We start from the raw sequence: 25,289 nt of genomic DNA, 5'->3' as shown, positions 1-25,289 counted from the left end.
GCTGGGAGACGTCGCACGCTCAAGCGGCCGCCGCGCGGGGCGGGGCGTTTGTGGCACCGCTGCCGGTGCCGTAGCGATTGACGAAACGCAGTGCGACATCGTACGGATAGAAGTCGTGCATCTGTCCGGCTCGCACCCTGTCCTGATAGTCCTGCCACAGGCCGGGGTCGAAGAAATCCGGATGATGCTGGCTCAGATAGTGCCGCACGCGCGTGTCGCCCGTCAGAAACGTTTCAAACGTCTGCGGAAACACATCGTGCGGGCCTACACGGTACCAGACTTCCCCCGACATCGCCTCTTCTTCGTTACGCGGTTCCGGCACGCGACGGATGTGGCAATCCGTCAGATATTCCAGTTCGTCGTAATCGTAGAAGACCACCCGGCCGTGACGCGTCACACCGAAATTTTTGTACAGCATGTCGCCCGGGAAAATGTTCGCCGCCATCAATTCCTTCACGGCATTGCCGTACTCGCGCATGGCGTGCTCCACCTGCGCGTCGGACGCCCCCTGGAGCCACAGATTGAGCGGCGTCATGCGGCGCTCGATATAGCAATGGCGGATGACGAGCGCGTCGCCGTCGACTTCGAGCAGCGACGGCACTTCGCGCCGAAGCTCGGCGAGCAGGGCGTCGTCGAAGCGCGAGAGCGGGAACGCTACGCTCGAGAACTCCAGCGTATCGGCCATCCGGCCGACGCGATCGTGCTGCTTGACCATCAGATACTTCGCTTTCACCTGCTCGCGCGTGGTCTCCTTGGGCGGCGCGAAGCGCTCGCGAATCAGCTTGAAGACATACGGATACGAGGGCAGCGTGAACACCAGCATGACCAGTCCGGGAATACCCGGCGCGCTCACGAACTTGTCGCTCGAATGTTTCAGGTGATGCAGGAAATCGCGATAGAACAGGTTCTTGCCGTGCTTTTGCAGCCCGAGCGACGTGTATATCTCGGCCTTGGGCTTGCTCGGCATGATGGTGCGCAGGAACTGCACGTAAGCCGACGGCACTTCCATGTCGACCATGAAATAGGCGTGCGTGAAGCCGAACACCACGCGCAGGTCGTCACGGCGCAGCAGGGCGGTGTCGAGCGCGAGTTTGCCGTTCGCGTCGTGCATGATCGGCACGGCGAACGGCGTGGTCACGTCGCCGTTCACGATACGGCCCACGATATAGGCCGCCTTGTTTCGGAAGAATAGCGACGCGAGCACATGAATCTGGAAATTCGGCGCCGGTTTGAACTCGCCGAACACTTCGTCGATGGCGCGCATCACATAGCCGACGTCACGCGACAGATCGGCAAACGGACGGGTGAGCTGAAAATTCGTGACGATGCGCGTGAGCGTGGCGGCCATGCCGTCTTGCGCCGGGTAATAGACGCGATAGGTGGGCTTGGCGGCGGGCGCGTCGTTCTCGATGTACTCCGTCGCCACGGCGGGGCGCACGAAGATGAAGCGATTGTTGAAGTACGAGCGGTGAAGGATCTTGCAGCACACCGAGTTGAAGAACGTCTCGGCCAGTTCGGGCTGACGATGGTCCGTGAGCAGGCCGATGTAGTGCAGTTTCACTTGCTGCCAGACATCGTCGTCGAGCGACTGCGCGTCGAACTCGTCTTCGAGCGTGACGGTACATTCGCGCACGCGTTGGTCGTAATAGGCGATGCGCTCGCGCTGAAGTTTCTGGATGCCCGTGAAGTCGCCCGCCTCGAAACACGCCTGCGCCGCGACGCACACCTCGCGGAAGATGCGGTAATGCTTGTCGAAGCCGTCCAGCATCGTGCGGGCGACGTCGAAAGCAAACTGCGACGACAGGAGTTTCGGGAAGTGATTCATACCGGTCGGAACAGGCGCAGAGGCGGGTCTGGTGGATTGTAGCGCCGCTGCCTGCGCCTGAATGTCCGTCGTGGATCGATGTCGGTTACAGGGTTTGCGCGAACAGTTCGCGGCCGATCAGCATGCGGCGGATTTCCGACGTGCCTGCGCCGATTTCATAGAGCTTCGCGTCGCGCCACAGGCGGCCGACCGGGTACTCGTTGATATAGCCGTTGCCGCCCAGAATCTGGATCGCTTCCCCGGCCATCCACGTCGCTTTTTCGGCAGTGTAGAGAATCACGCCTGCGCAGTCCTTGCGTACCTGACGCACGTGATCGCTGCCGAGCGAATCGAGCTGACGGCCCACCGCGTACAGATACGCACGGCTTGCCTGCAGGATCGTGTACATGTCGGCAACCTTGCCCTGGATGAGCTGGAATTCGCCGATCGACTGGCCGAACTGCTTGCGGTCGTGGATGTACGGCACGACCACATCCATGGCGGCTTGCATGATGCCCAGCGGGCCGCCCGCGAGCACGGCGCGCTCGTAGTCCAGACCGCTCATGAGCACCTTCACGCCGCCGCCGACCTGGCCGAGCACGTTCTCTTCCGGGACTTCCACGTTCTCGAATACCAACTCACCCGTGTGCGAGCCTCGCATGCCGAGCTTGTCGAGCTTTTGCGCGACCGAAAAGCCCTTCATGCCCTTTTCGACGAGGAACGCCGTCATGCCGCGTGCGCCGGCTTCCGGATCCGTCTTGCCGTAGACCACCAGCGTGTCGCAATCCGGGCCGTTCGTGATCCACATCTTCGTGCCGTTGAGCACGAAGCGGTCGCCGCGCTTCTCGGCGCGCAGCTTCATGCTGACGACGTCCGATCCCGCGTTCGGCTCGCTCATCGCGAGCGCACCGATGTGTTCGCCCGATACCAGCTTCGGCAGATATTTCGCCTTCTGCGCGGCGGTGCCGTTACGGTGAATCTGATTGACGCAGAGGTTCGAGTGCGCGCCATACGACAGACCGATCGACGCCGAGGCGCGCGAGATTTCCTCCATCGCGATCATATGGGCGAGATAGCCCATGTTCGCGCCGCCGTACTCTTCCGAGACCGTCATGCCGAGCACGCCGAGGTCGCCCATCTTGCGCCAGAGATCCATCGGGAACTGGTCGGTGCGGTCGACTTCGCCCGCGCGCGGTGCGATTTCCTTGGACGCGAAATTCGCGACCGATTCGCGCAGCATGTCGAGGTCTTCGCCGAGCATGAAATTGAGGCCGGGCAACGTAGTCATGACACAGTCTCCAGAGGGTGGCGCATGGCGGCTTGCCTGCGCTGATGTTCGAGGGTGCTTCGAGAGGCGTTGATTCGGTGAATCCGGTGCGGCGGCGCTCAGCGTGAGACGGATGCCGAGGCAGCCGGGGGCGTGCCCGCCAGCACGAACAGCGTTTGCTGCATGAGCGCGCACAGCGTCCATTTGCCGTCGTCGATGGCGAACAATTCGGCGGTGGCGACGATGAGCGTGCGTCCGGATTTCACGACCTGGCCGCGTCCGACCAGTGTATCGCCCTTGCCGGGCGCCAGAATGTTCAGTTTGTATTCCGCCGTGACCAGTTCCTGATCCGGCGTAATGCGCGTGTAGCCCGCGTAGCCGCCCGCCGAGTCGGCAATGGCGCCGATTACGCCGCCATGAAAGAAGCCGTGCTGCTGGTTGACCTTCTCCGAGAACGGCAGCGAGATTTCGCAGTAACCGTCGGCGAGGTGCGTGAGTTGCGCGCCCCAATGGGTCATCACGCCTTGTTGGTCGAAACTGCCGCGAATTCTCGCGGCGACGTTATCGTCGAGCGGTGCGGCGTGAGAGGCAGGCATGTTGACCATGATGAGGGAAGCAAAAGCGCCGGCAAGGCTGAGTTCGGAGATACTACTTTACGTTTACGTAAACGTAAAGTAAGGGGTTTCCTGAGTCGCGAAAGGCCATCTTCAGGAGGGAGGGGAATCCCGCTGGGCTGGGCGCAGGCCGGTCAGCGGGTATCGGACGCCGGAGCGTTGCGAATCAGTGTGACGTGGCTGCCGTTTTCGTCCGCCGGATGACGGGGGCGGGTGTGGCTTCACCCGCCGCTTCGAGCAACGCGAGGCACTGGGCTTCGTGCTGCGAGACTTCGTCCAGCGTGGCGTGCAGGTCTTCAAGTTGTTGCTCGAGCACTTGCCGGTGTTGCGAGAGGGTCTCGAGGAACACCTTGAGCTGGGGCACCGTATCCTTGGGCGACTCGTAGAGATCGAGAATGGTCTTGATCTCCGAGAGCGTGAGCCCGAGACGCTTGCCACGCAGCGTAAGCTTCAGGCGCGTGCGATCCTGGCCGGTGTAGACGCGATGGCGTCCACCGGGGCCTTCGCGGGCCGGCGTGAGCAAACCCTGATCCTCATAGAAGCGGATCGCACGGGGTGTGATGTCGAACTCGCGGGCGAGGTCGGTGATCGTGTATGTGAGCATCGGGTTAAGCAAGTGCTTACCATTGCAGATAGAATTGCCGTTTACGTTAGCGTCAACTTGCATCGTATGCAATCGGTGACGGCGTTAACCTGACAATAAGAGAACAAGTCCATCTGGAGCGTGGTCCCCCCGTGAATGCCCTCGAACAACAACTGAACTATCCCCTTGGCGATTTCCTGCCGGACGGCGGTACGGTGCACGAAGTGTTGCCCGGCGTCTTCTGGGTACGCATGCCGCTGCCGTTCGTGCTCGACCACATCAATTTGTGGCTGCTACGCGACGAGGTGGATGGCGTCAAAGGCTGGACGGTTGTCGATTGCGGCATCACGCATGCGCAGATCAAGGCGTACTGGGAGCAGGTGTTCGACAGCGCCCTGGGCGGCGAGCCGGTGTTGCGCGTTGTCGTCACGCACTGCCACCCCGATCACCTCGGCCTTGCGCACTGGATCTGCAAGGGCGGCGACAAGCAACGTTGGGAAGCGCGGCTCGCCATGTCGCTGGGCGACTACGCGTGGGGCCGTCTCATGTCGGAGGGCGACAACAACAATGCGGCCAATGCCGGTGGCGACTTCGCGGTGACGCACTTCATCTCGCACGGGCTGGCCGACGAAGCGATGATCGATCAGATTCGCAACCGGAAGACCTACTTCAGCGATCTCGTCCCCGAAGTGCCTTCGCGTTACTTCCGCTTGCGCGATGGCGATACGCTGCGCATCGGCGGTAGCGACTGGCATTTGATTGCGGGCTACGGCCATTCGCCGGAACATATGGCGCTGTACTCCGAGCAGCATAACGTGCTGATCTCGGGCGACATGGTGCTGCCGCGCATCTCGACCAACGTCAGCGTGTTCGACATCGAGCCGGAAGCCAACTCGCTGCAACTGTTCCTCGATTCGCTGGGCGTGTACCTCGATCTGCCGGCCGATTGCCTCGTGCTGCCGTCGCACGGCCGGCCGTTCACCGGATTGCACACGCGCATTCGTCAACTGCGTGATCACCATGCGGCGCGATTGCAGGAGGTGCGCGAAGCGTGCGCAAGATCGCCGCAGAGCGCGGGCGACATCGTGCCCATCATGTTCCATCGCAAGCTCGACGCGCACCAGACGACCTTCGCCATGGGCGAAGCGCTGGCGCATCTGCATATGCTCTGGCGGGCAGGTGAGCTTAAGCGCGAGCGCGACGCGAAGGGCGTCTGGCGCTTCTCTCCGGTCTGATCTCCGGCCGGATCTCACGTCTGATTCGGCAGTCATGAAAAAAATGCCCCGGTGAGCATGTCGTCACCGGGGCATTTCTCATCGTGTCGCGAGTGCGGCGTTTCAGGCGTGCTGCGCCGACGCCGGCACCTCCCGGCCTTCGCGGCCCAGCAGACCGTACGTCAGCAGACTGATCGCCACCGTCAGCAGAATGTAATACGCTGGCGCGAGCGGATTTTGCGTCGCCTTGATCAGATACGTGATCCAGAACGGCGCGAGACCGCCGAACAGCATCACGGAGAGGTTGTAGAGAATCGACACACCCGTCGAGCGAACGCCGACCGGGAACACTTCCGTGACCGCAGTCGGGAACGCCCCCCACACGAAGCCCATGCAGACGGCCGGGAGAATCTGTGCGAGCAGCAGGTTGCCCATCGACGGCGAGCCGTGCAAACGCGTAAACATCCAGAACGACACCAGGCCGTAGAGCAGCACGAACAACAGAATCAGCGGCTTGCGGCCGACGCGATCCGACATCCACCCCGTGAGCGGGCACATTACCGCGATCAGGATGGCGGCAATGAACGTCGAGAGACTTGCAGAACCCTGCGTCAGGCCCAACTGCTTGACCGCGTAGATCGGCGTGTAGATCAGTGTCACGTAGAACGACGTCGTTGCTGCCACCGTCAGGCCGAAGCCCGCGATGAGCGAACGGTAGTGTTTCGAAAAGACGTCGGCGAGCGGCGTGCGGCGCGTCGGTTCACGCGCGGCGGCGTAGGCCAGAAACTCGGGCGACTCCGTCATGCGGCGTCGAATGTAAAAGCCGACCGGCCCGATCAGAATCCCGAACAGGAACGGCAGACGCCAGCCCCACGATTCGAGGGCTTCCTTCGTCAGCCCGGTGTTGAGCAGATAGGCGCAAAGCCCGGCGAGTGCCACGGCCAAGGCCTGCGAGCACATCTGGAAGCTGCCGTAGAAGCCGCGCAGATGCGCCGGCGAGAACTCGATGAGCATGGCCGTCGAGCCGCCGAATTCGCCGCCTGCCGAGAAGCCCTGAATCACCCGCGCGAGCAGGATCAGCAGAGGCGCGGCGAAGCCGATGGTCGCGTACGTCGGTGCCAGGCCGATCAGACCCGTGCCAAGCGCCATGAGCAGCACCATGACCGAGAGCGCCGACTTGCGGCCGGCATGATCGGCGTATAAACCGAACGCGAGCCCGCCGATGGGACGGAAGAAGAACGCCACGCCAAGCGAGGCCACACTCGCGAGCAGCGAGTTCGTATCGTTGGCTGCGGGGAAAAAGAGTTTTGCGATGACGACTGCGAAAAGGCCGTAGACGGTGAAGTCGAACCACTCGAATGCATTGCCCAGCGTGGAACCGATCACGGCTTTGCGTCGCAATGCCGGATCGATAACCGGTGCGCCGGTGGGGGTTGCCTGCATATACCTCTCCTGCTTGGTTGCGGATGCCGCAGTCGGATCGGTATGCGATGTCACGCGCGTCGGCATACGTCCGCTCTATGGCGGCAAGACCGGTTTAAAGTCGTGTGTACCTCTATTCAAGTTACACAGGCACTCTAGCGCAGGTTGGTAATGCACCACAACGGGTCAAAATTCCGGACAACCGTCACAGGGAAGTGAATTTCAGGCGGGGGGGCAGAGGCGCGGCGGGGCTTAGCGATTGCCGCGGCTGCCCTTCCAGCGGTAGTCGCGCTGTCCGACCCATCCCCACGTGCCGCTGTAGGGGTCGTACTCGTAGCGCTGCTGATACTCGGTGGTGTAGCAACCGCCCTTCTCGAGATAGCATCGCTCTCTCAGAAAGTGGGCCGTATCGCGAGAGGAGCGCGGCCGGGGCTGCGGCATAACGATGTAAGGTTGTGCCGGACCGATGTACACGGGCGGTTGCGGTGCAATGATCATCGGTGCAGGTGCCACGATGACCGGCGCAGGCCGAACGTAGGATTGCGGCGGGCCGAAGACCTGCCAGTTATCTGGGTCCATCACCGCACATCCGGAAACGACGAAGGCGAGCGGTACGAGGAAAATGAGAGCGATGCGCCGCAGGGGAGCAACGCCGCGATTGAGGCAAGCGCTTGACGCGTCTTGCGTTGACATGGCGTTCATGGGGACGTCGCGTGTGAAAAGTTTGGGGCACTGTAACGTGCCTCTCACCGCGTTTCCCCGGTTCACTCAGTACTTTGGGGGATGTCCCTGCAAGATCGGCTATGCGGTGCCATTCGATGGCGTGTCTGGCGGCTCGCCCGGGGTTGCCGGTGCGTTGTCTTTCGCTTTGCGCTCCGACAGGCGCGGCTTGCGCGGTGCGCGGGCGAAGAGCATGTCGTAGAGCCAGCGCGGCAGGCATCGCATGGCGCAAGCCACGACGCCCATCGGCCACGGCAGCACCACGAAGCGCTTGCGGCGCGCAATCGCTGCGGCCGCCTTGCGCGCGAACTTGTCCGCGTCCATCAGGAACGGCATCGGGAACGGGTTGCCGTCGGTCATCGGCGTGCGGATGTAGCCCGGCGCGATCGTCACGACGGCCACCTTGTCGGCACGCAGTTCCACCCGAAGGCTTTCCAGATACGTCATCGCCGCCGCCTTCGACGCGCTGTAGGCCCCGTGCCCCGGCAGCCCGCGCACACCGGCCACGCTGCCGATGCCCACGAGCGTGCCGCGCTTGCGCTCGCGCATCGGCGCGACGAAGGGGCAGAAGGTGGCGACCATCGCCATCCAGTTGGTATCCATCACCGAGGCGAAGTGCGGCAGATCGGCCGCGTCTTCCGTATTCACACCATGGCTGATGCCCGCGTTGGCGATCACGATGTCGGGCACACCATGGCGCGACATGAAGTCTTCGGCGGCGGCGTGCAGGGCGAGCGCGTCACGCACGTCGAGCGCATAGCAATGCACGGCATGCGGATGGGGGAGCGTGGCGGCAAGATCGGCGAGCTTATCGCCGCGACGGCCCACCAGCCCGAGGATTGCGCCCTCGGCGGCATAGTGACGCGCGAGGGCCTCGCCTAACCCGCTCGAGGCGCCCGTGATGAAGACTTTCGGTGATGTCGTGTGTGTGGCCATATAACGCAAAAGCCCGGCCGGGGCCGGGCTTTGTGACAGGCGAAGCTTACAGCTTCTTCGCGCGGATCTGGTTGATGATCGAGTCGGCCGTCTTGAGCGCGGCATCGAACGTCTGCTGCTCGGTTGTGGCCGGCTTGCCGGCCTTTTGCAGCGCATCGCCCGAAGTGGCGGGCGAGACCAGATACTTGCCCTGGATCGCGATCGTCGGCACGCCGTCGATCTTGTAATCCTGCCATGTCTTGTTGGCCGTCTTCACGCTGGCCTGGGTCGAGAAGCCGTTATAGGCATCCATGTACTTCTGCTTTTCGATGCCGAACTGCGTGAGGAAGTCGGCTTGCGTCTGCGCCGTCAGCAAGTAGTTGTGCTTGACGTGGATCTCGTTGAAGACCTTCGGCGTGAGTTCGCCTTCGCGGCCCAGCGCGGTCAGTGCGTAGAACATGCGGGTGTGCGGCTCGAAACGGTCCTGAAATGCAACCGGCACGCGCTTGAACACGACGTCCTTGCCCTGCTTCTTCACCCAGGCTTCGAGCGACGGCTCAAGCGCGCTGCAGTGCGGGCAACCGTACCAGAAGAACTCGGTCACTTCGATTTTTCCCGCGCCGGCCGACGTGGGCTGTGCCTGCGGCAACACCAGGTAGTCGGTCCCCGCGACAGGGGCTTCAGGCGAGGCCGAGGCCGCGCCGGAGAGGAAACCGAAAGAAATCAGTACGGCACCAAGAAGTTTTTTCATGATCGTTGTTTAGGAGTGAGGCAGACGCGCCAGCAATCGGTTGAGCGGCGTTTCTGCGAAACCATATCCCGGATTCAGGCAAATAAGACAGTGCGTATGACCGGCGATGTGCCGCCGGGTTCAACGGTCCGGCGATGCCGGAACCTCCCGAATGATGCGTTTTTTTCTGCGTTTCTGCTGACGGGCGTGGCGGTTTCGGGAGGGAGACACAAAAGGCGCTGCACACAGGGTGCAACGCCTTTTGTGTTTATTGCTTCGTGAAACGGATGACTGCCGTGTCGTAACCGCCATCCTGCAGGCGTTGACGCACGTGGTTCATCTCGTCGAGCTTGCCATACGGGCCAAGGCGCACGCGGTACAGCGTCAGACCGTTCGCATCGCGCTGCGTGACCTTCGCCTCGAAACCCGAGAGGGTCAGCTTGGCGCGCAGTTGTTCGGCGTCGGTCTGCGACTTGAACGCGCCTACCTGCAGGTAGTAACCCGTGTTGGCGTTATCCGTTGCGCTGGCGGGCGGTGTGGTCGGCGGTGCCACCGGGACCGTCGACTTTCCATTGAGGATGTCGGCCGGCGACGGCTTGGTATGGGCGGGCGGCGTGGCCGGTGCGGTTGGGGCGGAGGCCGTCGGCGGGGTGGTCGGCTCGACCGGCGTGCCCGGCACGAGTGGCGACGTCACGGCCTGCGAAGCCGTTTCCGGTGCGGCAGGCGCCGATGCCGCGCCAGGCAGCGGCGTACGGGGCTGCAACGACTTGTTCGGATCGGGCGCCTGAGCGGCCGGCGAGTTATCGGAGGGACGCGGCGGCGTCTTCTCGACGAATGGTGTCGGCGTTTTCGTGATGTACAGCGCAACGACGACGGCAACGGCCAGCCCAACGATCAGGCCGAGCACGATGCCCAGGAAAGTACCGCCCCGCTGGCGGGGTGGTCGACGTGTGTTTGCCATCGAGTCGATTCCGTCCTTACAGAGTTCCGATGCGTTTGCTGTTCGGAATGGTTGGGTAATTGGCGTGAACAGACCTTGCCGGGGCTTACATCTTGGCCGGGGCGGACACACCCAGCACGGCAAGGCCATTGCGCAACACCTGACGCGTTGCCGCCAGCAGCGCCAGACGCGCGTGCTTGACGATTTCGTCGTCGACCAGCACGCGATCGGCGTTGTAGAACGAGTGGAACGCCCCCGCCAGATCCCGCAGATAGAACGCCACCGCGTGCGGTGCCAATTCCTCGGCGGCGCGCGTGAGCATGTCCGGGTACTCGGCGAGCAACTGCAGCAACGCGAGTGCGCGTTCGCTGTCGAGCGGCGCGAGGTCGGCGTTGACCAGTTGGGTTTCGTCGCCGCCCCACTGCGTCAGGATCGAGCAGATGCGCGCGTGCGCATACTGCACGTAATACACCGGGTTCTCGTCGTTTTGCTTGAGCGCGAGATCCACGTCGAACACGAATTCGGTGTCGGCTTTGCGCGAAATTAAGAAGAAACGCACAGCGTCGCGGCCACGGCGCAGTGCGGCTTCACGCTCGGTGGGGTCCGCGATTGGCGTTTCCGCGGTAATCCCGCCCGACCATTCGATCAGGTCGCGCACAGTCACGTAGCTGCCTGCGCGCTTGGAGATCTTCACCTCTTCGCCGTTACGCATGACCGTGACCATCTTGTGCAGCACGTAGTCGGGATAGCCCTTCGGAATGCCGATGCCCAGTGCCTGCAGCCCGGCGCGCACGCGGGCGATGGTGCCGTGGTGGTCCGAACCTTGCACGTTGATGACCTGATGGAAGCCGCGATCCCACTTGCGTGCGTGATAGGCGACATCCGGCACGAAGTAGGTGTACGTGCCGTCGGACTTGCGCATCACGCGGTCCTTGTCGTCGCCGTAATCGGTCGTGCGCAGCCACAGCGCGCCTTCCTGTTCGTACGTGACGCCTGCGTCGATAAGTGCCTTCACCGTACGCTCGACACTGCCGTCGGCGTACAGCGACGACTCGAGGTAGTACTGATCGAAGATGACGCCGAACGTTTGCAGATCGATGTCCTGTTCGCGGCGCAGATAGGCCACGGCAAACGCACGGATCGAGTCGATGTCATCGATGTTGCCGCTACCGGTGACGGGCGCGCCGTCGGATGCCTGCACGGTTTTGCCTGCGAGGAAATCTTGTGCGATGTCGCCGATATAGTCGCCGTTGTAAGCCGATTCCGGCCACTCGGCGTCACCCGGCTTGAAGCCGCGCGCACGTGCCTGCACCGAAGTCGAGAGCGTCTGGATCTGCACGCCGGCGTCGTTGTAGTAGAACTCGCGGTGGACCGGACGGCCCTGCGTGCCGAGCAATGCCGAGATCGTGTCGCCGAGCGCGGCTTGACGGCCGTGGCCCACGTGCAGCGGACCGGTCGGGTTGGCCGAAACGAATTCGACGAGCACCGGCGCGGCGTCGTTGCTGGCGGCATTGCGGCCGAAGGCGGCGCCTTCGGTCAGGATCGCGCGGGCGACCGACTGCTTCGCGGCGTTGGCCAGTCGCAGGTTGATGAAGCCCGGACCAGCGATCTCGACGGCATCGACGAGCCCCTTCGCGCGGGCGTCGGCGAGGATGGCGTCGGCAATCTTTTGCGCCAGCTCGCGCGGGTTGGCGCGCAGCGGCTTGGCGAGTTGCATCGCCACGTTACAGGCCAGGTCGCCGTGCGCGGCGACTTTCGGGCGTTCGAGCAAGATGACGGGCGCGGTACCGTCTGCGGGTATCAAACCGGCGACGACATCGCCGATCAGCGCGACGAGAGCATTCTTTTGGGCGGGTAGCATTGGCGGGTGTTTCGGGTGCGTCCGGACACGTCCGGACAGGCAGTTGAATCGTCAGCAACGGATTTTAACAGGTGTATGATGAAGTCACGGTACCCGCCGGTTCCCCCTCCGTTGCGTGACAAGCTCGGGGCGGCGGTGGTGATAACTCGAATAGGGAGACGGATCATGCTGGTAACGTTCAAATCGCACGCCTCGCCCACGATCACCATGCTGGAGAATCTCGCGCAGTTTCTGCTCGGGCTGGTGGGCAAGAAGCTTGGGGAGCGCGGTGCGATCGGCGAAGACGAAATGGGCGAGGCCATCGCCAAGCTGGAGGCTGCCATCGCGGAAGACAGTGCTGCCGCGAAGAAGGAAAGCGAGGGCAAGAAATCCGAAGAGCGCGATGAGGCCGATCGCCTGCGTCTGGCGCAACGTGCCTACCCGCTGCTCGATATGCTGCGTGAGTCCCGCAAGGAAAACGTGGCCGTGATGTGGGAAGTCGGTAATCGTTGAACACTCGACACCGCTCGTCCGATAAGGGAACTGAGCGCGTGGAATGAAAAAAAGCAGGCCGCAAATCGCGGACCTGCTTTTTTTGTGTCCTGTGGCATATGGAAACGGGCCACCTCCAGGCGAGGAGGGTGTCGGCCTTAACGCGCTTTACCGGACGTGAAGATCCTGCATGCCGTGAAAGGCCGCGAACCGTGGCGGCGCCGATTCCCTGACGTGTGACCGCTGGCTGACGTTACTCCGCCTTGCCCGGTGCGTTATCCGCAGCATTGGCGGCGTCGTTACCTGCGCTGCCTTTGGCTGGCGCCTTCTTGGTGTGACGCGGCTTCTGCGCATGCGAGCCGGGATGCGGGTCCGAGGGCATCATGGTTTGTGCGCCCGGCGCCGGGGTCTGACGCGCGTTCGGCGAAGCCTGGCCCGGCATCGGCATTGGCATCGGGGTCGACGGCTCTGTCGCCGTACTGCCGCCGGGGCTTGCCGCACCGCCGCCGGCGGAACCTTGCGCAAAACTCAGTGCCGAGGCACCGGCGAGGGTCAGGGCAGCAACCGAAATAATCAGCTTCTTCATCAGATGGACTCCTTTACTTTGCGCTGCACATCGAAGGAACGTCTTTGGTGCAGGCATCACTTGCGTGAGTGAGATTCCAGTCTAAGAAGACACAGCGTGCGGTGCTGTAAGGCTTTGTAATCGATTGTAATTTGACTTTTTTGATTAGTCATCCGAACGGCTTGACCAGAACACCTGATTGACGCCGGGCAGCGTTTCGAGATGATCGGTGAGTGCGTCGAGTTCGCCTGCCTTGACTGCCGTGGGCAGCAGCAGCGCCTCGATCTCGACTTCCGTTTCGCCGAACGGATGGATGTCCAGCGCCCGCACCGGATAGTTCGACGCTTCGAGCCAGGCCTCCACCTTGTCGAGCACTTCGCGCTGCGTTGTGCGTGCGCAGATGACGGACAGCGCGTAAGTCGCTTCGGACGTTGCCTCGTTGATCGGGGTACGGTTGATGCTGTTCACGACAGGACGCAACAGCGTGTTGGCGGCCAGCACGAACGCGGCCACTACGCAGGCTTCGACGATCAGGCCCGCCCCGGCGGCGGCGCCTACAGCGGCCGAGCCCCACAACGTGGCAGCGGTATTCAGGCCGCGCACCGAGGCACCGTCCTTCATGATCGCACCCGCGCCGAGGAAGCCGACACCCGAGACCACATAGGCAATCACGCGGGTGTCGCCGGGCATGAGCCGCATCGATAAATCGACGAATGCGGCCGAGCCCACGGCCACGAGGACGTTGGTTCGCAGGCCGGCCGTGCGTTGGCGGACTTGCCGCTCCACGCCGATGATCGTGCCGAGCACGAACGCGACGAATAGCGCGACTGCCGTGTTGAGCAGCGGGAGAAGTTGGAAATTCTGGATGCTTTGCAGTGCGTGCATGAAACGTCTCGAAGTGAGCCAGCCGGCATATGGCAGGGGGCCGGAGGCCGGGGATCCGATCGTCTGGATCAGCCCGAACGGGCGGGACATTACGCTTCGGTTGCGACAGACACGTGACACCAGGGAAGACGGACGGCGGGTCTGCCCGGCTGCCGGTCGAATGGCTGCGAATGCCGCGCCGGTGCGCCGCCGCGATTATGGCATCCCGATCCGGCGCGCGGTAGCTTCACCGCGCGCCGGATCGCATTTACAGGATGTTCCTACGACAGTTGCGGTGCGAGCAGACGCCGGGCGGTCGCCTCGTCCACATTCGCGCGTTCCATGAAGTCTTCGACCTGATCGGGGCCGATCTTGCCGACGCTGAAGTACGTGCTGTCCGGATGCGACAGATAGAAGCCCGAGACGCTCGCTGCGGGCAGCATGGCGAGTGATTCCGTCACGCTCATGTTGATCTCGTGGGCTTGCAGGTAGTGGAACATCGGGCCCTTGACGGAGTGTTCCGGGCACGCCGGATAGCCCGGCGCCGGGCGAATGCCGACATACGCCTCCTTGATGAGGGCGTCGTTATCGAGCTGCTCGGTGCTTGCGTAGCCCCAGAAGTCACGGCGCACGCGGGCGTGCATGCACTCGGCGAACGCTTCGGCCAGACGGTCTGCCAGCGCCTTGAGCATGATCGCGCTGTAATCGTCGTGAGTCGCGAGGAAACCGGCTTCCTTGGCGTCGACGCCAAGACCTGCCGTGACTGCGAACACGCCGATGTAGTCGGCCACGCCGCTGTCCTTGGGGGCGATGAAGTCGGCCAGCGAGCGGTTCGGGCGGCGCACGCCGTCCACGACCGGGCGCTCGCTCTGCTGGCGCAGGTTATGCCATGTGAAGGCCACTTCCGAGCGCGATTCGTCCGTATAGATTTCGATGTCGTCGTCGCCGACCACGTTGGCGGGCAGCATCGCGATCACGCCGTTGGCCGTCAGCCAGCGGCCCTTGATCAGGCGATCGAGCATGGCCTTGCCGTCGGCGAAGACACGCCGGGCCGACTCGCCGACGATCTCGTCGGTCAGAATCGCCGGGTAGGGGCCTGCGAGGTCCCACGTCTGGAAGAACGGCGCCCAGTCGATGAATTCCGCCAACTCGGCCAGATCGTAATTCTTGAACACGCGCCGGCCGATGAATTTCGGCTTGGGCGGAACGTAGGTCGACCAGTCGACTTTGAACTTGTTCTCACGGGCGGTCGCGAGCGAGACCATCGGAGTGGCCTTGCGGTTCGCGTGCTGCTGACGCACGCGCTCGTAGTCCGTCTTGACCTCGGCAAGGTAGCGCTCGGCTGACTCGTCCGACAACAGGTTCGAGGCGACCGACACCGAGCGCGACGCATCCGGCACGTAGATCACGGGGCCATCGTAGTGCGGCGCGATCTTCACGGCGGTATGCACGCGCGAGGTCGTTGCGCCGCCGATCAGCAGCGGAATGTTGCGCAGGCGGAAGTACTCGTCGCGCTGCATTTCCGAGGCGACATATGCCATCTCTTCGAGACTCGGTGTAATGAGGCCCGACAAGCCGATGATGTCCGCGCCTTCCTCCTTCGCCTTGGCGAGGATATCGGCGCACGGCACCATCACGCCCATGTTGACGACTTCGAAGTTATTGCACTGGAGCACCACGGTCACGATGTTCTTGCCGATGTCGTGCACGTCGCCCTTGACCGTGGCCATCACAATCTTGCCCTTCGAGCGAACGTCTTCGCCGGCGGCGGCCATGCGCGCCTTTTCTTCCTCGATGAAGGGCACCAGATGCGCGACGGCCTGCTTCATCACGCGCGCGCTTTTCACGACCTGCGGCAGGAACATCTTGCCCGCGCCGAACAGGTCGCCCACGACGTTCATGCCGTCCATGAGCGGGCCTTCGATCACCTGAATCGGCCGCCCGCCGGCGGTCTCGATCTTCTGGCGCACTTCCTCGGTGTCTTCGACGATGAACGTCGTGATGCCGTGCACCAGCGCGTGGGCGAGACGCGCTTCAACAGGCTGGTTGCGCCATTCCAGATTTTCTTCGCGCTTTTGCGCGCCGCCCTTGAAGCGGTCGGCGATTTCCAGCAGCCGCTCCGTGCCGTCCTCGCGGCGGTTGAGCACCACGTCTTCCACACGCTCACGCAGTTCGGGATCGAGGTTCTCGTACACACCGAGCTGGCCGGCGTTGACGATACCCATGTCCATGCCCGCCTGAATCGCGTGGTACAGGAACACGGTGTGAATCGCCTCGCGCACGAGGTCGTTGCCACGGAACGAGAACGAGACGTTCGACACGCCGCCGCTGATCTTCGCACCGGGCAGGTGTTGCTTGATCCAGCGCGTGGCGTTGATGAAGTCGACCGCGTAATTGTTGTGCTCTTCGATGCCCGTGGCCACCGCGAAGATGTTCGGATCGAAGATGATGTCCTCGGGCGGGAAACCCACCTCGTCGACCAGCACGCGATAGCTGCGCTCGCAGATCTCGGTCTTGCGCGCGTAGGTGTCGGCCTGACCTTGTTCGTCGAAGGCCATGACCACGGCGGCGGCCCCGTAGCGGCGGATGCGTTTGGCGTGATGCACGAACGCTTCGCGGCCTTCCTTGAGCGAGATCGAGTTGACGATGGCCTTGCCCTGCACGCACTTCAGCCCCGCCTCGATCACCTCCCACTTCGACGAGTCGATCATGATCGGCACGCGCGCGATGTCCGGCTCGGAGGCGATCAGGTTCATGAAGCGCACCATCGCCGCCTTGGAGTCGAGCATGGCCTCGTCCATATTGATGTCGATGACCTGCGCGCCGTTCTCGACCTGCTGGCGGGCGACCGCAAGCGCTTCGTCGAACTGGCCGTTCAGGATCATGCGCGCGAACGCTTTCGAACCCGTGACGTTGGTACGCTCGCCGACGTTCACGAAAAGCGTGCCCTCACCAATGTTGAAGGGCTCGAGGCCGGACAGGCGCATCGGCTGCACTGGTTCAACAGGCTTCAGGAAGGGCGTTTGGCTCATGGGGCAATCCGTTCAGTGGTTGGCGCGCCAGTCATGGCGATCGCGCGGGGGCGATGGCGGTGCGCCGGGCTTCTGCAATCGATGGTGTTGGCTTCGGGCGGACGGCAGGGTTTAGGCAGCGTCGCCGCCGGCACTGCGGTACTGTGACGGCCACCGGCGCGGCTTCACGTCGGCCAGCGCCTTCGCGATCTCGGCAATGTGCTCCGGGGTGGTGCCACAGCAGCCGCCTGCCAGATTCACGAGTCCGGCCTGGGCGAATTCTCTGAGCAGGCCCGAGGTCACGTCCGGGGTCTCGTCGAAGCCGGTATCGCTCATCGGGTTGGGCAGGCCGGCGTTCGGGTAAACCGATACGTACGTGTTACACAGCTTGGCCAGTTCGGCGATATACGGACGCATGAGCGTCGCGCCAAGTGCGCAGTTCAGACCGAACGTGAGCGGGCGTGCGTGACGCAGCGAATTCCAGAAGGCCTCGACCGTCTGGCCGGACAGAATGCGTCCGGAGGCGTCGGTGACGGTGCCCGAAATCATGATCGGCAGCACTTCGCCCGTGTCTTCGAACAGCTCGTCGATGGCGAAGAGCGCGGCCTTGGCGTTGAGCGTGTCGAAGATCGTCTCGACGAGGAACAGGTCGACCCCGCCTTCGAGCAGCGACTTGGCCTGCGCGTAGTAAGCGTCGCGCAGTTGATCGAAGTCGACGTTGCGTGCGCCCGGGTCGTTCACGTCGGGGCTGATGCTCGCGGTCTTGGGCGTCGGGCCGATGGCGCCGGCGGCGAAGCGCGGCTTCTCGGGCGTGCTGAACGCTTCGCAGGCCTCGCGCGCCAGACGCGCCGACTCGCGGTTCATCTCGTCGGCCAGGGCTTCCATGTGGTAGTCGCCCTGCGCGATCGTCGTCGCCCCGAACGTATTCGTCTCAATGATATCGGCGCCGGCCGCGAGGTATTTGCGGTGGATCTCGCTGATGACGTCGGGGCGCGTGAGCGAGAGCAACTCGTTGTTGCCCTTGACGTCGTGTGCGAAGTCCGCGAAGCGCGTGCCCCGATACTGCGCTTCGTCCAGCTTGTACCGCTGGATCATCGTCCCCATGGCGCCGTCCAGAATCAGGATGCGCGATTCAAGCAGCGCAGGCAGCGCCTGACCGCGCGTGTAGCGGGTCTGCGCAGGGGCCTGGGCAGCCGCCGGTGCGGTCCCCGTATGGGCGTTGGCGGCGGATGGGGTTGCGGTGGTCATGACGGACGTCGCCTTGGAGTAGCCGGGAAACCTATAATTGTAATGGCTTTCGCGCCCGCCGCCCGCGTACCGCTGCGTTGCCGGGCGGTGTCGGCACAGGGACGGTCGTGCTTGGGCACGACGCCCCCGGCACACCGTTTTCAACCTCTTTTGCCAACGATATGGAATTTCTACTTCCGGGCGCGGCCCACAAGTTTCTGCAAACCAACGCCAACGCGCTGTTTGTCGACTGCCGAAGCGAGATGGAATACCTGTTCGTGGGGCACCCGGCCGGGGCGATCCATGTGGCCTGGAACGACGGCCCGGACTGGGAAATCAATCCCCACTTCGTACCGAGCGTGCGCAAGCTCGCGGGTGCGGGGGGCGACCGCCCCGTGCTGCTGATCTGCCGCAGCGGCAACCGCAGTACGGCGGCGGGTGAAGCGCTCGAGGCGGCGGGTTTCCTCAATGTCTACGGCGTGCAGCATGGCTTCGAGGGCGATCTGGACGCGACGCACCACCGCAATGCGGTCAACGGCTGGCGTTTCGAAGGGTTACCGTGGGAGCAGTGCTGAGGGCGGCGGATGGTACGCGGATCTGAGGGGGGCGGGCGCCTGACGTTGCGTCAGGCGCCCGCCCCATGAAAAAACCCTCGCTGTGCGAGGGTTTTTCGTGTGGCGGCACCGCGTACGGTGTTTGCATCAATGGAGCACGACCGGGTTCGTCATGAAGGTATCGAACTGACCGAGGAATTCATCGACTTCGTCCTCGGACGGTTCGGAAGCGATCAGCTTCTGTACTTCTTCACGGAATTGCCGGGCAAGCGTGCCGTCGAGGAAAATCTCACGGCCAGCGGTTTTGTCCACGATTTCATAGCCACCGGCAGACAGCGCGTGATTGCCGTTATCGGCGGAAAACTCAACGACACAGTAGTTCGGGCTGTTGTAAATCATGAGCATGGCAACTCTCCTGGTGTTCCTGCATGGTCCTTGATAACCCACATAGGGGCGACGCGGCGCGATTTCAAGAGGCAGTGCCCCATGATTCGCTTATCGGCACACCGGCTGACGAATTCAATGGTTTTTTGCCCTCCTTGTCAAAGGTCCCGTTTCAGGTCCCGCAGATTGCAGGTGTCAGACGTTAGAGGCGGCTCCCTGTAGAAATGTTGCAAGGGCGTTGGTTACGAACTGTTTCTGCTCGACGATCGACAGATGCGCTGCGTCCGGCACGATTTCCAACTGGGCATCCGCAATGCCGTCGGCCAGGCGCCGAGCCACGGCTGGCGGGGTCGACAGGTCGTTTTCCCCGACGAGCACGAGCGTCGGCACTTCGATCTCTGCCAATCGTGTTCGCACATCGAACGCCGCCAGCGCTTCGCATGAGGCGGCGAAGCCCTCCGGGTGTGCGCGGGCCACGAGCGCCCGAATGCGCTCGGCCTGCCCGGGATGGCGCTTGCGGAAGCGTTCACCGAGCCAGCGTTCCAGCGTGCCGTCGGCAAGTGCCTTCATTCCCCGCTCGCGGGCCTTGGCGGCGCGTTCGAGAAATACCTTCGCATCGGCGTCGTCGTAGCCGGCGGTGGTGTCGATCAGCGCAAGGCTGGCGATGCGCTCGGGGGCGTCGAGCGCCACTTGCTGAGCGACAGCGCCCCCCATTGAAATGCCGACGAAATGCGTTCTCGGGATTTCCAGCGAACTGAGCAGCGCAGTCGCGTCAGCCGCCAGTTGCTTGATGGTGTATGGGCCACGCGGTACATCGCTGCCGCCATGGCCGCGACTGTCGTAACGGAGCACCCGGAAATGGGCTGCGAGGTCGGGCACCAGATCGTCCCAGACCGTAAGATCCGCACCCAACGGGTGCGCCAGCGTCAGCCACGGGCCGTGGCCGTCCACCGCGTAATGAATCGATGCACCGTTAGCACTGACTTTCATGGTGAGCGGCCCTCCCTGATCTCGTCGATGCGTCTGCTAACGATGTGGCGTCGATGCAGTGGGATGTTTCTGATTATGTCAGGAACATCCAACTTGTGCAGAGCGTTTCGTAGTAGTGAGGCAACACTTTTCCGCAGGGCCGCATGATGCCTGAATCACTCGAATTTCTAACGATTTGAGCCACGTTGCCGGAGTCTCGTCCTGGGCGGGCTTAGCGGGCCGCCTTCTGCGTGAAGATCAGCTCGAATTCATTGCCGGAGGGTTCAGTCTGTTTCACGCGCACGGGCAGCCAGTCCAGCGAGGGTGCGAGCCAGATATCGACACGTCGTTCGTCGCCCGATTTGCGCGGCAAACGGGTGAAATGGCGGGTTTCGAGGTAGCCCTGCGGCGTGCTCAAGATCTCGCTGCCGACGTATTGCACCGGCCAGATCTCGCTGCTGTCCGTGTCGGCCACCGTGAACTCGTGCGTCACTCCCACCTGGGTATAGCGTTCCGGATTGCCTCTCGCATAGCCCGCCAGTTGCATCATCACGCTGAAGCGGTCTTGCGCCCCTGGCGCCAGCGGGAGCGACTGGCCCGAGCGTGTGAAGCTCAGCGTGGGTGCGCCGTCCCGATGAAAGTCGGTGGTGTACTCGGTGCGGCGACCGCGTTTTTCCACATAGCGGGATGGCGCGATGCCGTTCACGTCGAAGCCGCCTTCGCTGACGAACTCAAAAGTGCCGAAGAAGATGATCGGCACGGCCACTCGCAGGAGGTAGTGTCCGTTCTCGTTCACCCAATGCAATTCACCCGTCTGGTTGCGCACGCCATTCATCAGCGCGTCGTACGTCAGCGTGACGGACGGCGGCGGGTCAAACTTATCGCCGTTGGCGGCTGCCGCCGTCAGCGGCGGCCCTGCCGGCGATTCGGCTTGCGCATTGCTGGCCGGGGCGCCTGGCGTATTCCCCTCGCCCGCAACCGTCTCCGAGGCTGACTGCGGCCCTGGTGTGTCGGTCATTGTTGGGGCGGCAAGCGTGTCGGGCGGAGCGGGTTTCGGCCGACTCGGCTTCACCACCGGCTTCGGCTTGCGCGCCGGCGGTGCCGGGGGCGCGGGCGGCGCGACGGGTTTGAGGGGGATCAGCGTGATCGGAATTTCGGGAATCGGCGTGTCGTCGAGCGCAGTCCGATGACCGGCCACCCACAACGCGATAAGCACGTGCGCGACGAACACTGCTGCGAGCACGCTTGCCCAGACGATCCAGCCACCGCGCGAGCCCGGCGGCGTCGGGCCGGAGGGCGTCGAGACGGCGTTGCTGGAATCGTCGGAAGCCGGGGGCACGTTAGGCGTTGTTTGGCGAGGTGATCGAGAGGGGCGAGGGGCGCGCGATAACACGAGAATCGATAGGCTGGAACGTCAGGGCATCAGGATCGCACATTGCGGAGCATGTCGGTTCGACAGACCGGGCGAAGGGCCGTTCATTGCGCGGCAATACCTTCGGATCGCCGTGTCGCGACCGTCCAGTCAGCTCTGCCACTCAAGGCTTGGCGCCCGGTGCGTGGGCGTGACCGAGGTCGGCCGAGAGTTTCTGAGCGAGCGTGCGCAGGGCGGTGTCGATCGGGCCCCCCCAACTGGCGTCGAAACGGCTTTCTGGGCCTAGTGCCATGAGGCCCATCACGAGTTGCCCGGTTGCATCGAACACCGGCATGCAGAACGCGTTGACCGACGGCAGCACGGTGCCCTCGACGCGTGAGGCGCGGTGTGCGCGCACGTCGTCGAGCACGGCATCGTACTGCGCGCGGGTGGCGGGCAGATGATGTCGCGACGCGTGTTGCAAGCCTGCGAGAGCGGCGTTGATGAGCGGTGCCGTCTGGCGCTCGGGCAGGTAAGCGGCGAACAGGCGGCCGGCGGCTGATTCGAGCATGGGCATGACATCGCCCAGACGCAGCGGCACGCGCATTGGGAAGGTCGAGTCGAGCCAATGCACGACGGTCGGCCCTTGGTTGCCCCAGACGGCAAGGCCCACCGTCTGGTCGATGGCATCGCGCAACTCGGACAGTGCGAAGCGGGCGGCCTTGAAGGCGTCGATACGGGCGAGGTGGGCGAGTCCCATGCGCAGCGTGAAGGGGCCGAGGTCGTAACGCCCGCTCACCGGGTCCTGCACGATGAGGCCGAGCCGCTGAAAGCTCACGAGATACCGGTGTGCTTTGGCGGGGTTCATGCCGGCTGCGTGTGCGAGGTCGCGCAGCATCATGGCGTTCGATGCTTCGGTCAGCACCTCGATGAGCCGGAAGCCGACTTCGATGGATTGGATGCCCGAGCGGGTTTTCTCCTCGTCGGGGGTGGCCGTGTTGTCGTCGTTCTCGGCATTGTTGTTATTCTCAGGCGCTGTCATGTGTCTCCGTCTTCGTCGTCGCGGCGGCGCAAGTCGTCTTCGGTGCGTGGGCCGCCGGTGCTTCCGGGCAATCGGCGGGCAATGCGGACCGGTAGCGGGCCGATGCCCTCAGGTAGAATCTTCGGCTTCACGCGCCATTCTATCGGGCTTGAGAAGGTCCGCAGACTCCATCACATGAAACTCGCTACCCGCAAGGACGGCACCCGCGACGGCCAGTTGATCGTCGTGTCGCGCGACTTGTCCATCGCCTGCATTGCTGACGCCATTGCTCCCACGCTGCAGCGTGTGCTTGACGACTGGACGTTCTATGCTCCGCAGCTTCAGACGCTTTACACAGAACTCAATCACCATCGTGCGCGCAACACCTTCGCGTTCGACCCGGCCGAGTGCATGGCGCCGTTGCCGCGGGCGTACCAATGGGCCGACGGCTCGGCGTATGTGAATCACGTCGAGTTGGTGCGCAAGGCACGTGGGGCGGAGATGCCGCCGGAATTCTGGACTGATCCGCTGATGTATCAGGGGGGCAGCGACGACTTCATCGGGCCGACGGACGACATCGTGTGTGCGTCGGAGGACTACGGCATCGACTTCGAGGCGGAGGTTGCGGTGGTGACGTCAGATGTGCCGATGGGGGCGAGTCCGGCGCGGGCGCTCGAGGGTGTTCGTTTGCTGATGTTGGTTAACGACGTGAGTTTGCGCAACCTGATTCCGGCTGAGTTGGCCAAGGGTTTCGGTTTCTTCCAGAGCAAGCCTGCGAGCAGTTTCTCGCCGGTGGCCATCACGCCGGACGAGTTGGGTGAGGCTTGGCATGGTGGCCGGGTGCACCGACCGTTAACGGTGAAGTGGAACGACAAGAAGTTCGGTGTGCCTGAGTGTGGGGAAGACATGGTGTTCGACTTTGGCCAGCTTGTGGCGCACGTATGCAAGACGCGCAATGTGAGGGCTGGCACCATCGTTGGTTCGGGGACGATTTCCAACAAAGATCGAAGTCGGGGCAGTGCGTGTATAGCAGAGAGGCGCATGTTGGAGACGATTGAGAGGGGGGCACCGGAGACGGCGTTCATGCGTTATGGCGATCGTGTGCGGATTGAAATGTTCGATGCGCAGGGCAAAACGATCTTCGGCGCCATTGATCAGGCGGTCTCTCCGCTGGACGAGTAAGACGCGAGTTGCCGCAGGCGGAGCGGTGTCAATAGAAGTACCAGGGGCGAAGAGGGGGATGGACCGGGGCCCCTTTCTGCAGCGAGTTGGGTTTATGTCTGAGAGGCGGAAAGGGGCCCCGGTCCATCTGGGGGGAGGTGTTGAAAGGGGGGGGGAAGGACAACAGCGCCCAAAAAAAAGCGACCCTTTACGCGGGGGGGGGGGGAGGGCGTGTGGACACGCGCATAGGGTGAACCCGTATATGGAGAAGAATTCCGGCTCCGCTATTCTTTGTCTCCTTGAGTCGGTTCGCACCCCTATCGGGTGAGCGAGTTGGCCCTAACTTTTGCCGGCGCGGCGCGAGGTGTCCTTCGGGGGCGCTGGCGTTAAAATAACCAGCGCAGGCCAGACCAGGAGATTTTCCATGCGAAACCCCGTGCGCACTGCCCTGCTGGGTGCGATGTTGCTGGCGTTGGCTGGTGGCGCTGCCGCTCAGGTCAAGATTGGCGTGAGCATTTCGCTCACAGGCCCGGCTGCCTCGCTTGGCATTCCCGCGCGCAACACGGTCACCATGCTGCCGACCGAAATTGGTGGGCAGAAGGTTGACTACATCGTGCTCGACGATGCGTCGGATACCACGACCGCTGTTCAGAACACCAAAAAGCTCATCTCCGAGAACCACGTAGACGCCATCATCGGTTCGTCGATCACGCCGAATACGTTGGCGATGCTTGACGTGATTGCGAGCGGTACTACGCCGACGATCTCGCTGGCTTCGTCGGCGCGCATCATCGAGCCGGTTGACGCCAAGCGCCACTGGATGTTCAAGACTCCGCAGACCGATGCGCAGATGGCTTCGGCGATTGCCGAGCATGCGAGCCGCCACGGTGTGAAGACGATCGCGTTCATCGGTCAGGGTGACGCTTTGGGCGAAGCCTTTTACGAAGAAGTCGCCAAGTTCGCCGGCCTGCACAAGATCAAGATAGTTGCCAACGAGCGTTTCGCACGTACCGATCCGAGCGTGACGGGTCAGATCCTGAAGATCATGGCGGCTAACCCGGATGCCGTCGTTGTGGGTGCGGCCGGCACGCCTGCCGCGCTGCCGCCGAAGGCGTTGGCCGAGCGTGGCTTCAAGGGCATCGTGTATCACAACCACGGCGTGGGGAATAACGACTTCCTGCGTGTGTGCGGCAAAGACTGCAACAACACGTACCTGCCGGCGAGCCCGGTGCTCGTGGCGTCGCAACTGCCGAACGATCATCCGGCCAAGGCGGTTGCGCTCGACTACATCAAGAAGTACGAAGCCAAATACGGCGCCGGCACGGTGGCGGCCTTCGGTTCGTATGCGTGGGACGCGGGTATTCTGCTGCAACGCGCCATTCCGATTGCACTGAAGACGGCCAAACCGGGCACGCCGGAATTCCGCAAGGCGCTGCGCGACGCGCTGGAGACCAGCAAGGAAGTGCACGTGTCGAACGGCGTGATCAACATGAGTCCGACCGATCACCTTGGCCTGGATCAGCGTGCGCGCGTAATGGTCAAGATCGACAATGGCAAGTGGCTGCTCGCACCGTGAGTGCGATGCGAACGCGATGACCATTGCCTGCAACTGAAATGACGGATGTGGCGCGCCCAACGTCG

The 25,289-nt window shown here is 63.2% G+C and carries 23 protein-coding genes; 5 read left to right on the top strand and 18 right to left on the bottom strand.

Features of this window, described 5'->3' with window-relative positions; translation table 11 throughout:
• Positions 1–19 precede the first annotated feature (19 nt).
• From aceK to PCO31110_RS02940, 4 genes are all read right to left on the bottom strand, one after another.
• Positions 20–1,825: a bifunctional isocitrate dehydrogenase kinase/phosphatase gene (gene aceK / locus PCO31110_RS02955; protein ID WP_010808394.1), complete on the bottom strand. Its 1,806-nt coding sequence runs from the start codon at positions 1,823–1,825 to the stop codon at positions 20–22.
• 85 nt (positions 1,826–1,910) lie between these two features.
• Positions 1,911–3,092 carry an isovaleryl-CoA dehydrogenase gene (locus PCO31110_RS02950; protein ID WP_150689577.1) on the bottom strand — a complete coding sequence of 394 codons (1,182 nt, stop codon included), beginning with the start codon at positions 3,090–3,092 and terminating at the stop codon, positions 1,911–1,913.
• A 98-nt stretch (positions 3,093–3,190) separates the two neighbouring features.
• A complete protein-coding gene (locus tag PCO31110_RS02945) occupies positions 3,191–3,667 on the bottom strand; it encodes a PaaI family thioesterase (protein ID WP_051126455.1) in 477 nt (158 codons plus the stop codon).
• 184 nt (positions 3,668–3,851) lie between these two features.
• Positions 3,852–4,289, bottom strand: coding sequence for a MerR family transcriptional regulator (locus PCO31110_RS02940; RefSeq protein ID WP_010808397.1), 438 nt, complete (start codon positions 4,287–4,289; stop codon positions 3,852–3,854).
• A 131-nt stretch (positions 4,290–4,420) separates the two neighbouring features.
• On the opposite strand from PCO31110_RS02940, the gene PCO31110_RS02935 reads away from it, so the two are divergent.
• On the top strand, positions 4,421–5,503 hold the full coding sequence (locus PCO31110_RS02935) for an MBL fold metallo-hydrolase (protein ID WP_010808398.1): 1,083 nt from the start codon (positions 4,421–4,423) through the stop codon (positions 5,501–5,503).
• 102 nt (positions 5,504–5,605) lie between these two features.
• Here the strand turns inward: PCO31110_RS02935 and PCO31110_RS02930 are convergent, their stop codons facing one another.
• From PCO31110_RS02930 to argS, 6 genes are all read right to left on the bottom strand, one after another.
• Positions 5,606–6,925 carry an MFS transporter gene (locus tag PCO31110_RS02930; RefSeq protein WP_010808399.1) on the bottom strand — a complete coding sequence of 440 codons (1,320 nt, stop codon included), beginning with the start codon at positions 6,923–6,925 and terminating at the stop codon, positions 5,606–5,608.
• 231 nt (positions 6,926–7,156) lie between these two features.
• Positions 7,157–7,606: a hypothetical protein gene (locus PCO31110_RS02925; RefSeq protein WP_010808400.1), complete on the bottom strand. Its 450-nt coding sequence runs from the start codon at positions 7,604–7,606 to the stop codon at positions 7,157–7,159.
• Positions 7,607–7,705: 99 nt separating this feature from the next.
• Positions 7,706–8,560, bottom strand: a complete 855-nt coding sequence (locus PCO31110_RS02920; protein WP_010808401.1) for an SDR family oxidoreductase — start codon at positions 8,558–8,560, stop codon at positions 7,706–7,708.
• A 46-nt stretch (positions 8,561–8,606) separates the two neighbouring features.
• A complete protein-coding gene (locus PCO31110_RS02915; protein WP_010808402.1) occupies positions 8,607–9,290 on the bottom strand; it encodes a thiol:disulfide interchange protein DsbA/DsbL in 684 nt (227 codons plus the stop codon).
• A gap of 247 nt (positions 9,291–9,537) precedes the next feature.
• Positions 9,538–10,230, bottom strand: a complete 693-nt coding sequence (locus PCO31110_RS02910; RefSeq protein ID WP_150689576.1) for an SPOR domain-containing protein — start codon at positions 10,228–10,230, stop codon at positions 9,538–9,540.
• An 85-nt stretch (positions 10,231–10,315) separates the two neighbouring features.
• The gene (argS, locus tag PCO31110_RS02905; protein WP_150689575.1) at positions 10,316–12,070 is read right to left on the bottom strand and encodes an arginine--tRNA ligase; all 1,755 of its coding nucleotides are present in this window, start codon (positions 12,068–12,070) and stop codon (positions 10,316–10,318) included.
• 165 nt (positions 12,071–12,235) lie between these two features.
• Here argS and PCO31110_RS02900 point away from each other — a divergent pair, with 165 nt between their 5' ends.
• Positions 12,236–12,562 carry a DUF1840 domain-containing protein gene (locus PCO31110_RS02900; protein ID WP_010808405.1) on the top strand — a complete coding sequence of 109 codons (327 nt, stop codon included), beginning with the start codon at positions 12,236–12,238 and terminating at the stop codon, positions 12,560–12,562.
• Between the two features lie 232 nt (positions 12,563–12,794).
• Here PCO31110_RS02900 and PCO31110_RS02895 read toward each other — a convergent pair whose 3' ends face one another.
• The 4 genes from PCO31110_RS02895 to PCO31110_RS02880 form a co-directional block, all read right to left on the bottom strand.
• On the bottom strand, positions 12,795–13,127 hold the full coding sequence (locus PCO31110_RS02895; RefSeq protein WP_150689574.1) for a hypothetical protein: 333 nt from the start codon (positions 13,125–13,127) through the stop codon (positions 12,795–12,797).
• A gap of 144 nt (positions 13,128–13,271) precedes the next feature.
• Entirely contained in the window at positions 13,272–13,982 is a 711-nt protein-coding gene (locus tag PCO31110_RS02890; RefSeq protein WP_036663828.1) for an MgtC/SapB family protein, read from the bottom strand.
• 269 nt (positions 13,983–14,251) lie between these two features.
• The gene (metH, locus tag PCO31110_RS02885) at positions 14,252–16,957 is read right to left on the bottom strand and encodes a methionine synthase (protein ID WP_150689902.1); all 2,706 of its coding nucleotides are present in this window, start codon (positions 16,955–16,957) and stop codon (positions 14,252–14,254) included.
• Positions 16,958–17,113: 156 nt separating this feature from the next.
• Complete coding sequence (locus PCO31110_RS02880) at positions 17,114–18,229, bottom strand: homocysteine S-methyltransferase family protein (RefSeq protein WP_010808409.1); 1,116 nt, start codon at positions 18,227–18,229, stop codon at positions 17,114–17,116.
• Between the two features lie 161 nt (positions 18,230–18,390).
• Between PCO31110_RS02880 and PCO31110_RS02875 the strand changes: the two genes are divergently transcribed.
• Entirely contained in the window at positions 18,391–18,783 is a 393-nt protein-coding gene (locus PCO31110_RS02875) for a rhodanese-like domain-containing protein (protein ID WP_010808410.1), read from the top strand.
• A 126-nt stretch (positions 18,784–18,909) separates the two neighbouring features.
• Here PCO31110_RS02875 and PCO31110_RS02870 read toward each other — a convergent pair whose 3' ends face one another.
• The 4 genes from PCO31110_RS02870 to PCO31110_RS02855 all read right to left on the bottom strand — a co-directional run bounded on the left by PCO31110_RS02870 (position 18,910) and on the right by PCO31110_RS02855 (position 22,508).
• Positions 18,910–19,167 carry a BTH_I0359 family protein gene (locus PCO31110_RS02870; RefSeq protein ID WP_010808411.1) on the bottom strand — a complete coding sequence of 86 codons (258 nt, stop codon included), beginning with the start codon at positions 19,165–19,167 and terminating at the stop codon, positions 18,910–18,912.
• A 174-nt stretch (positions 19,168–19,341) separates the two neighbouring features.
• The gene (gene pcaD, locus PCO31110_RS02865) at positions 19,342–20,136 is read right to left on the bottom strand and encodes a 3-oxoadipate enol-lactonase (RefSeq protein WP_010808412.1); all 795 of its coding nucleotides are present in this window, start codon (positions 20,134–20,136) and stop codon (positions 19,342–19,344) included.
• A gap of 211 nt (positions 20,137–20,347) precedes the next feature.
• The gene (locus PCO31110_RS02860) at positions 20,348–21,454 is read right to left on the bottom strand and encodes a DUF3108 domain-containing protein (RefSeq protein WP_150689573.1); all 1,107 of its coding nucleotides are present in this window, start codon (positions 21,452–21,454) and stop codon (positions 20,348–20,350) included.
• A gap of 196 nt (positions 21,455–21,650) precedes the next feature.
• Entirely contained in the window at positions 21,651–22,508 is an 858-nt protein-coding gene (locus PCO31110_RS02855) for an IclR family transcriptional regulator (protein WP_010808414.1), read from the bottom strand.
• 174 nt (positions 22,509–22,682) lie between these two features.
• Between PCO31110_RS02855 and PCO31110_RS02850 the strand changes: the two genes are divergently transcribed.
• Both PCO31110_RS02850 and PCO31110_RS02845 read left to right on the top strand, forming a co-directional pair.
• Positions 22,683–23,669 (top strand): fumarylacetoacetate hydrolase family protein, encoded by a 987-nt coding sequence (locus PCO31110_RS02850; protein ID WP_010808415.1) that lies wholly within the window; start codon positions 22,683–22,685, stop codon positions 23,667–23,669.
• Between the two features lie 403 nt (positions 23,670–24,072).
• Complete coding sequence (locus PCO31110_RS02845) at positions 24,073–25,224, top strand: ABC transporter substrate-binding protein (RefSeq protein WP_010804696.1); 1,152 nt, start codon at positions 24,073–24,075, stop codon at positions 25,222–25,224.
• Positions 25,225–25,289 lie beyond the last annotated feature (65 nt).

It is taken from the genome of Pandoraea communis, from assembly GCF_902459745.1.
In the GTDB taxonomy this organism is placed as follows: domain Bacteria; phylum Pseudomonadota; class Gammaproteobacteria; order Burkholderiales; family Burkholderiaceae; genus Pandoraea; species Pandoraea communis.
Note: the sequence above shows the minus strand (reverse complement) of the source record. Positions and strands in the feature narration are given on the sequence as shown.

Bases quoted from the DNA above. Each gene is read 5' to 3' on its own strand.
- aceK (WP_010808394.1), bottom strand. From the start codon at position 1,825: ATGAATCACTTCCCGAAACTCCTGTCGTCGCAGTTTGCTTTCGACGTC.
- PCO31110_RS02950 (WP_150689577.1), bottom strand. From the start codon at position 3,092: ATGACTACGTTGCCCGGCCTCAATTTCATGCTCGGCGAAGACCTCGAC.
- PCO31110_RS02945 (WP_051126455.1), bottom strand. From the start codon at position 3,667: ATGCCTGCCTCTCACGCCGCACCGCTCGACGATAACGTCGCCGCGAGA.
- PCO31110_RS02940 (WP_010808397.1), bottom strand. From the start codon at position 4,289: ATGCTCACATACACGATCACCGACCTCGCCCGCGAGTTCGACATCACA.
- PCO31110_RS02930 (WP_010808399.1), bottom strand. From the start codon at position 6,925: ATGCAGGCAACCCCCACCGGCGCACCGGTTATCGATCCGGCATTGCGA.
- PCO31110_RS02925 (WP_010808400.1), bottom strand. From the start codon at position 7,606: ATGAACGCCATGTCAACGCAAGACGCGTCAAGCGCTTGCCTCAATCGC.
- PCO31110_RS02920 (WP_010808401.1), bottom strand. From the start codon at position 8,560: ATGGCCACACACACGACATCACCGAAAGTCTTCATCACGGGCGCCTCG.
- PCO31110_RS02915 (WP_010808402.1), bottom strand. From the start codon at position 9,290: ATGAAAAAACTTCTTGGTGCCGTACTGATTTCTTTCGGTTTCCTCTCC.
- PCO31110_RS02910 (WP_150689576.1), bottom strand. From the start codon at position 10,230: ATGGCAAACACACGTCGACCACCCCGCCAGCGGGGCGGTACTTTCCTG.
- argS (WP_150689575.1), bottom strand. From the start codon at position 12,070: ATGCTACCCGCCCAAAAGAATGCTCTCGTCGCGCTGATCGGCGATGTC.
- PCO31110_RS02900 (WP_010808405.1), top strand. From the start codon at position 12,236: ATGCTGGTAACGTTCAAATCGCACGCCTCGCCCACGATCACCATGCTG.
- PCO31110_RS02895 (WP_150689574.1), bottom strand. From the start codon at position 13,127: ATGAAGAAGCTGATTATTTCGGTTGCTGCCCTGACCCTCGCCGGTGCC.
- metH (WP_150689902.1), bottom strand. From the start codon at position 16,957: ATGCGCCTGTCCGGCCTCGAGCCCTTCAACATTGGTGAGGGCACGCTT.
- PCO31110_RS02880 (WP_010808409.1), bottom strand. From the start codon at position 18,229: ATGACCACCGCAACCCCATCCGCCGCCAACGCCCATACGGGGACCGCA.
- PCO31110_RS02875 (WP_010808410.1), top strand. From the start codon at position 18,391: ATGGAATTTCTACTTCCGGGCGCGGCCCACAAGTTTCTGCAAACCAAC.
- PCO31110_RS02870 (WP_010808411.1), bottom strand. From the start codon at position 19,167: ATGCTCATGATTTACAACAGCCCGAACTACTGTGTCGTTGAGTTTTCC.
- pcaD (WP_010808412.1), bottom strand. From the start codon at position 20,136: ATGAAAGTCAGTGCTAACGGTGCATCGATTCATTACGCGGTGGACGGC.
- PCO31110_RS02855 (WP_010808414.1), bottom strand. From the start codon at position 22,508: ATGACAGCGCCTGAGAATAACAACAATGCCGAGAACGACGACAACACG.
- PCO31110_RS02850 (WP_010808415.1), top strand. From the start codon at position 22,683: ATGAAACTCGCTACCCGCAAGGACGGCACCCGCGACGGCCAGTTGATC.
- PCO31110_RS02845 (WP_010804696.1), top strand. From the start codon at position 24,073: ATGCGAAACCCCGTGCGCACTGCCCTGCTGGGTGCGATGTTGCTGGCG.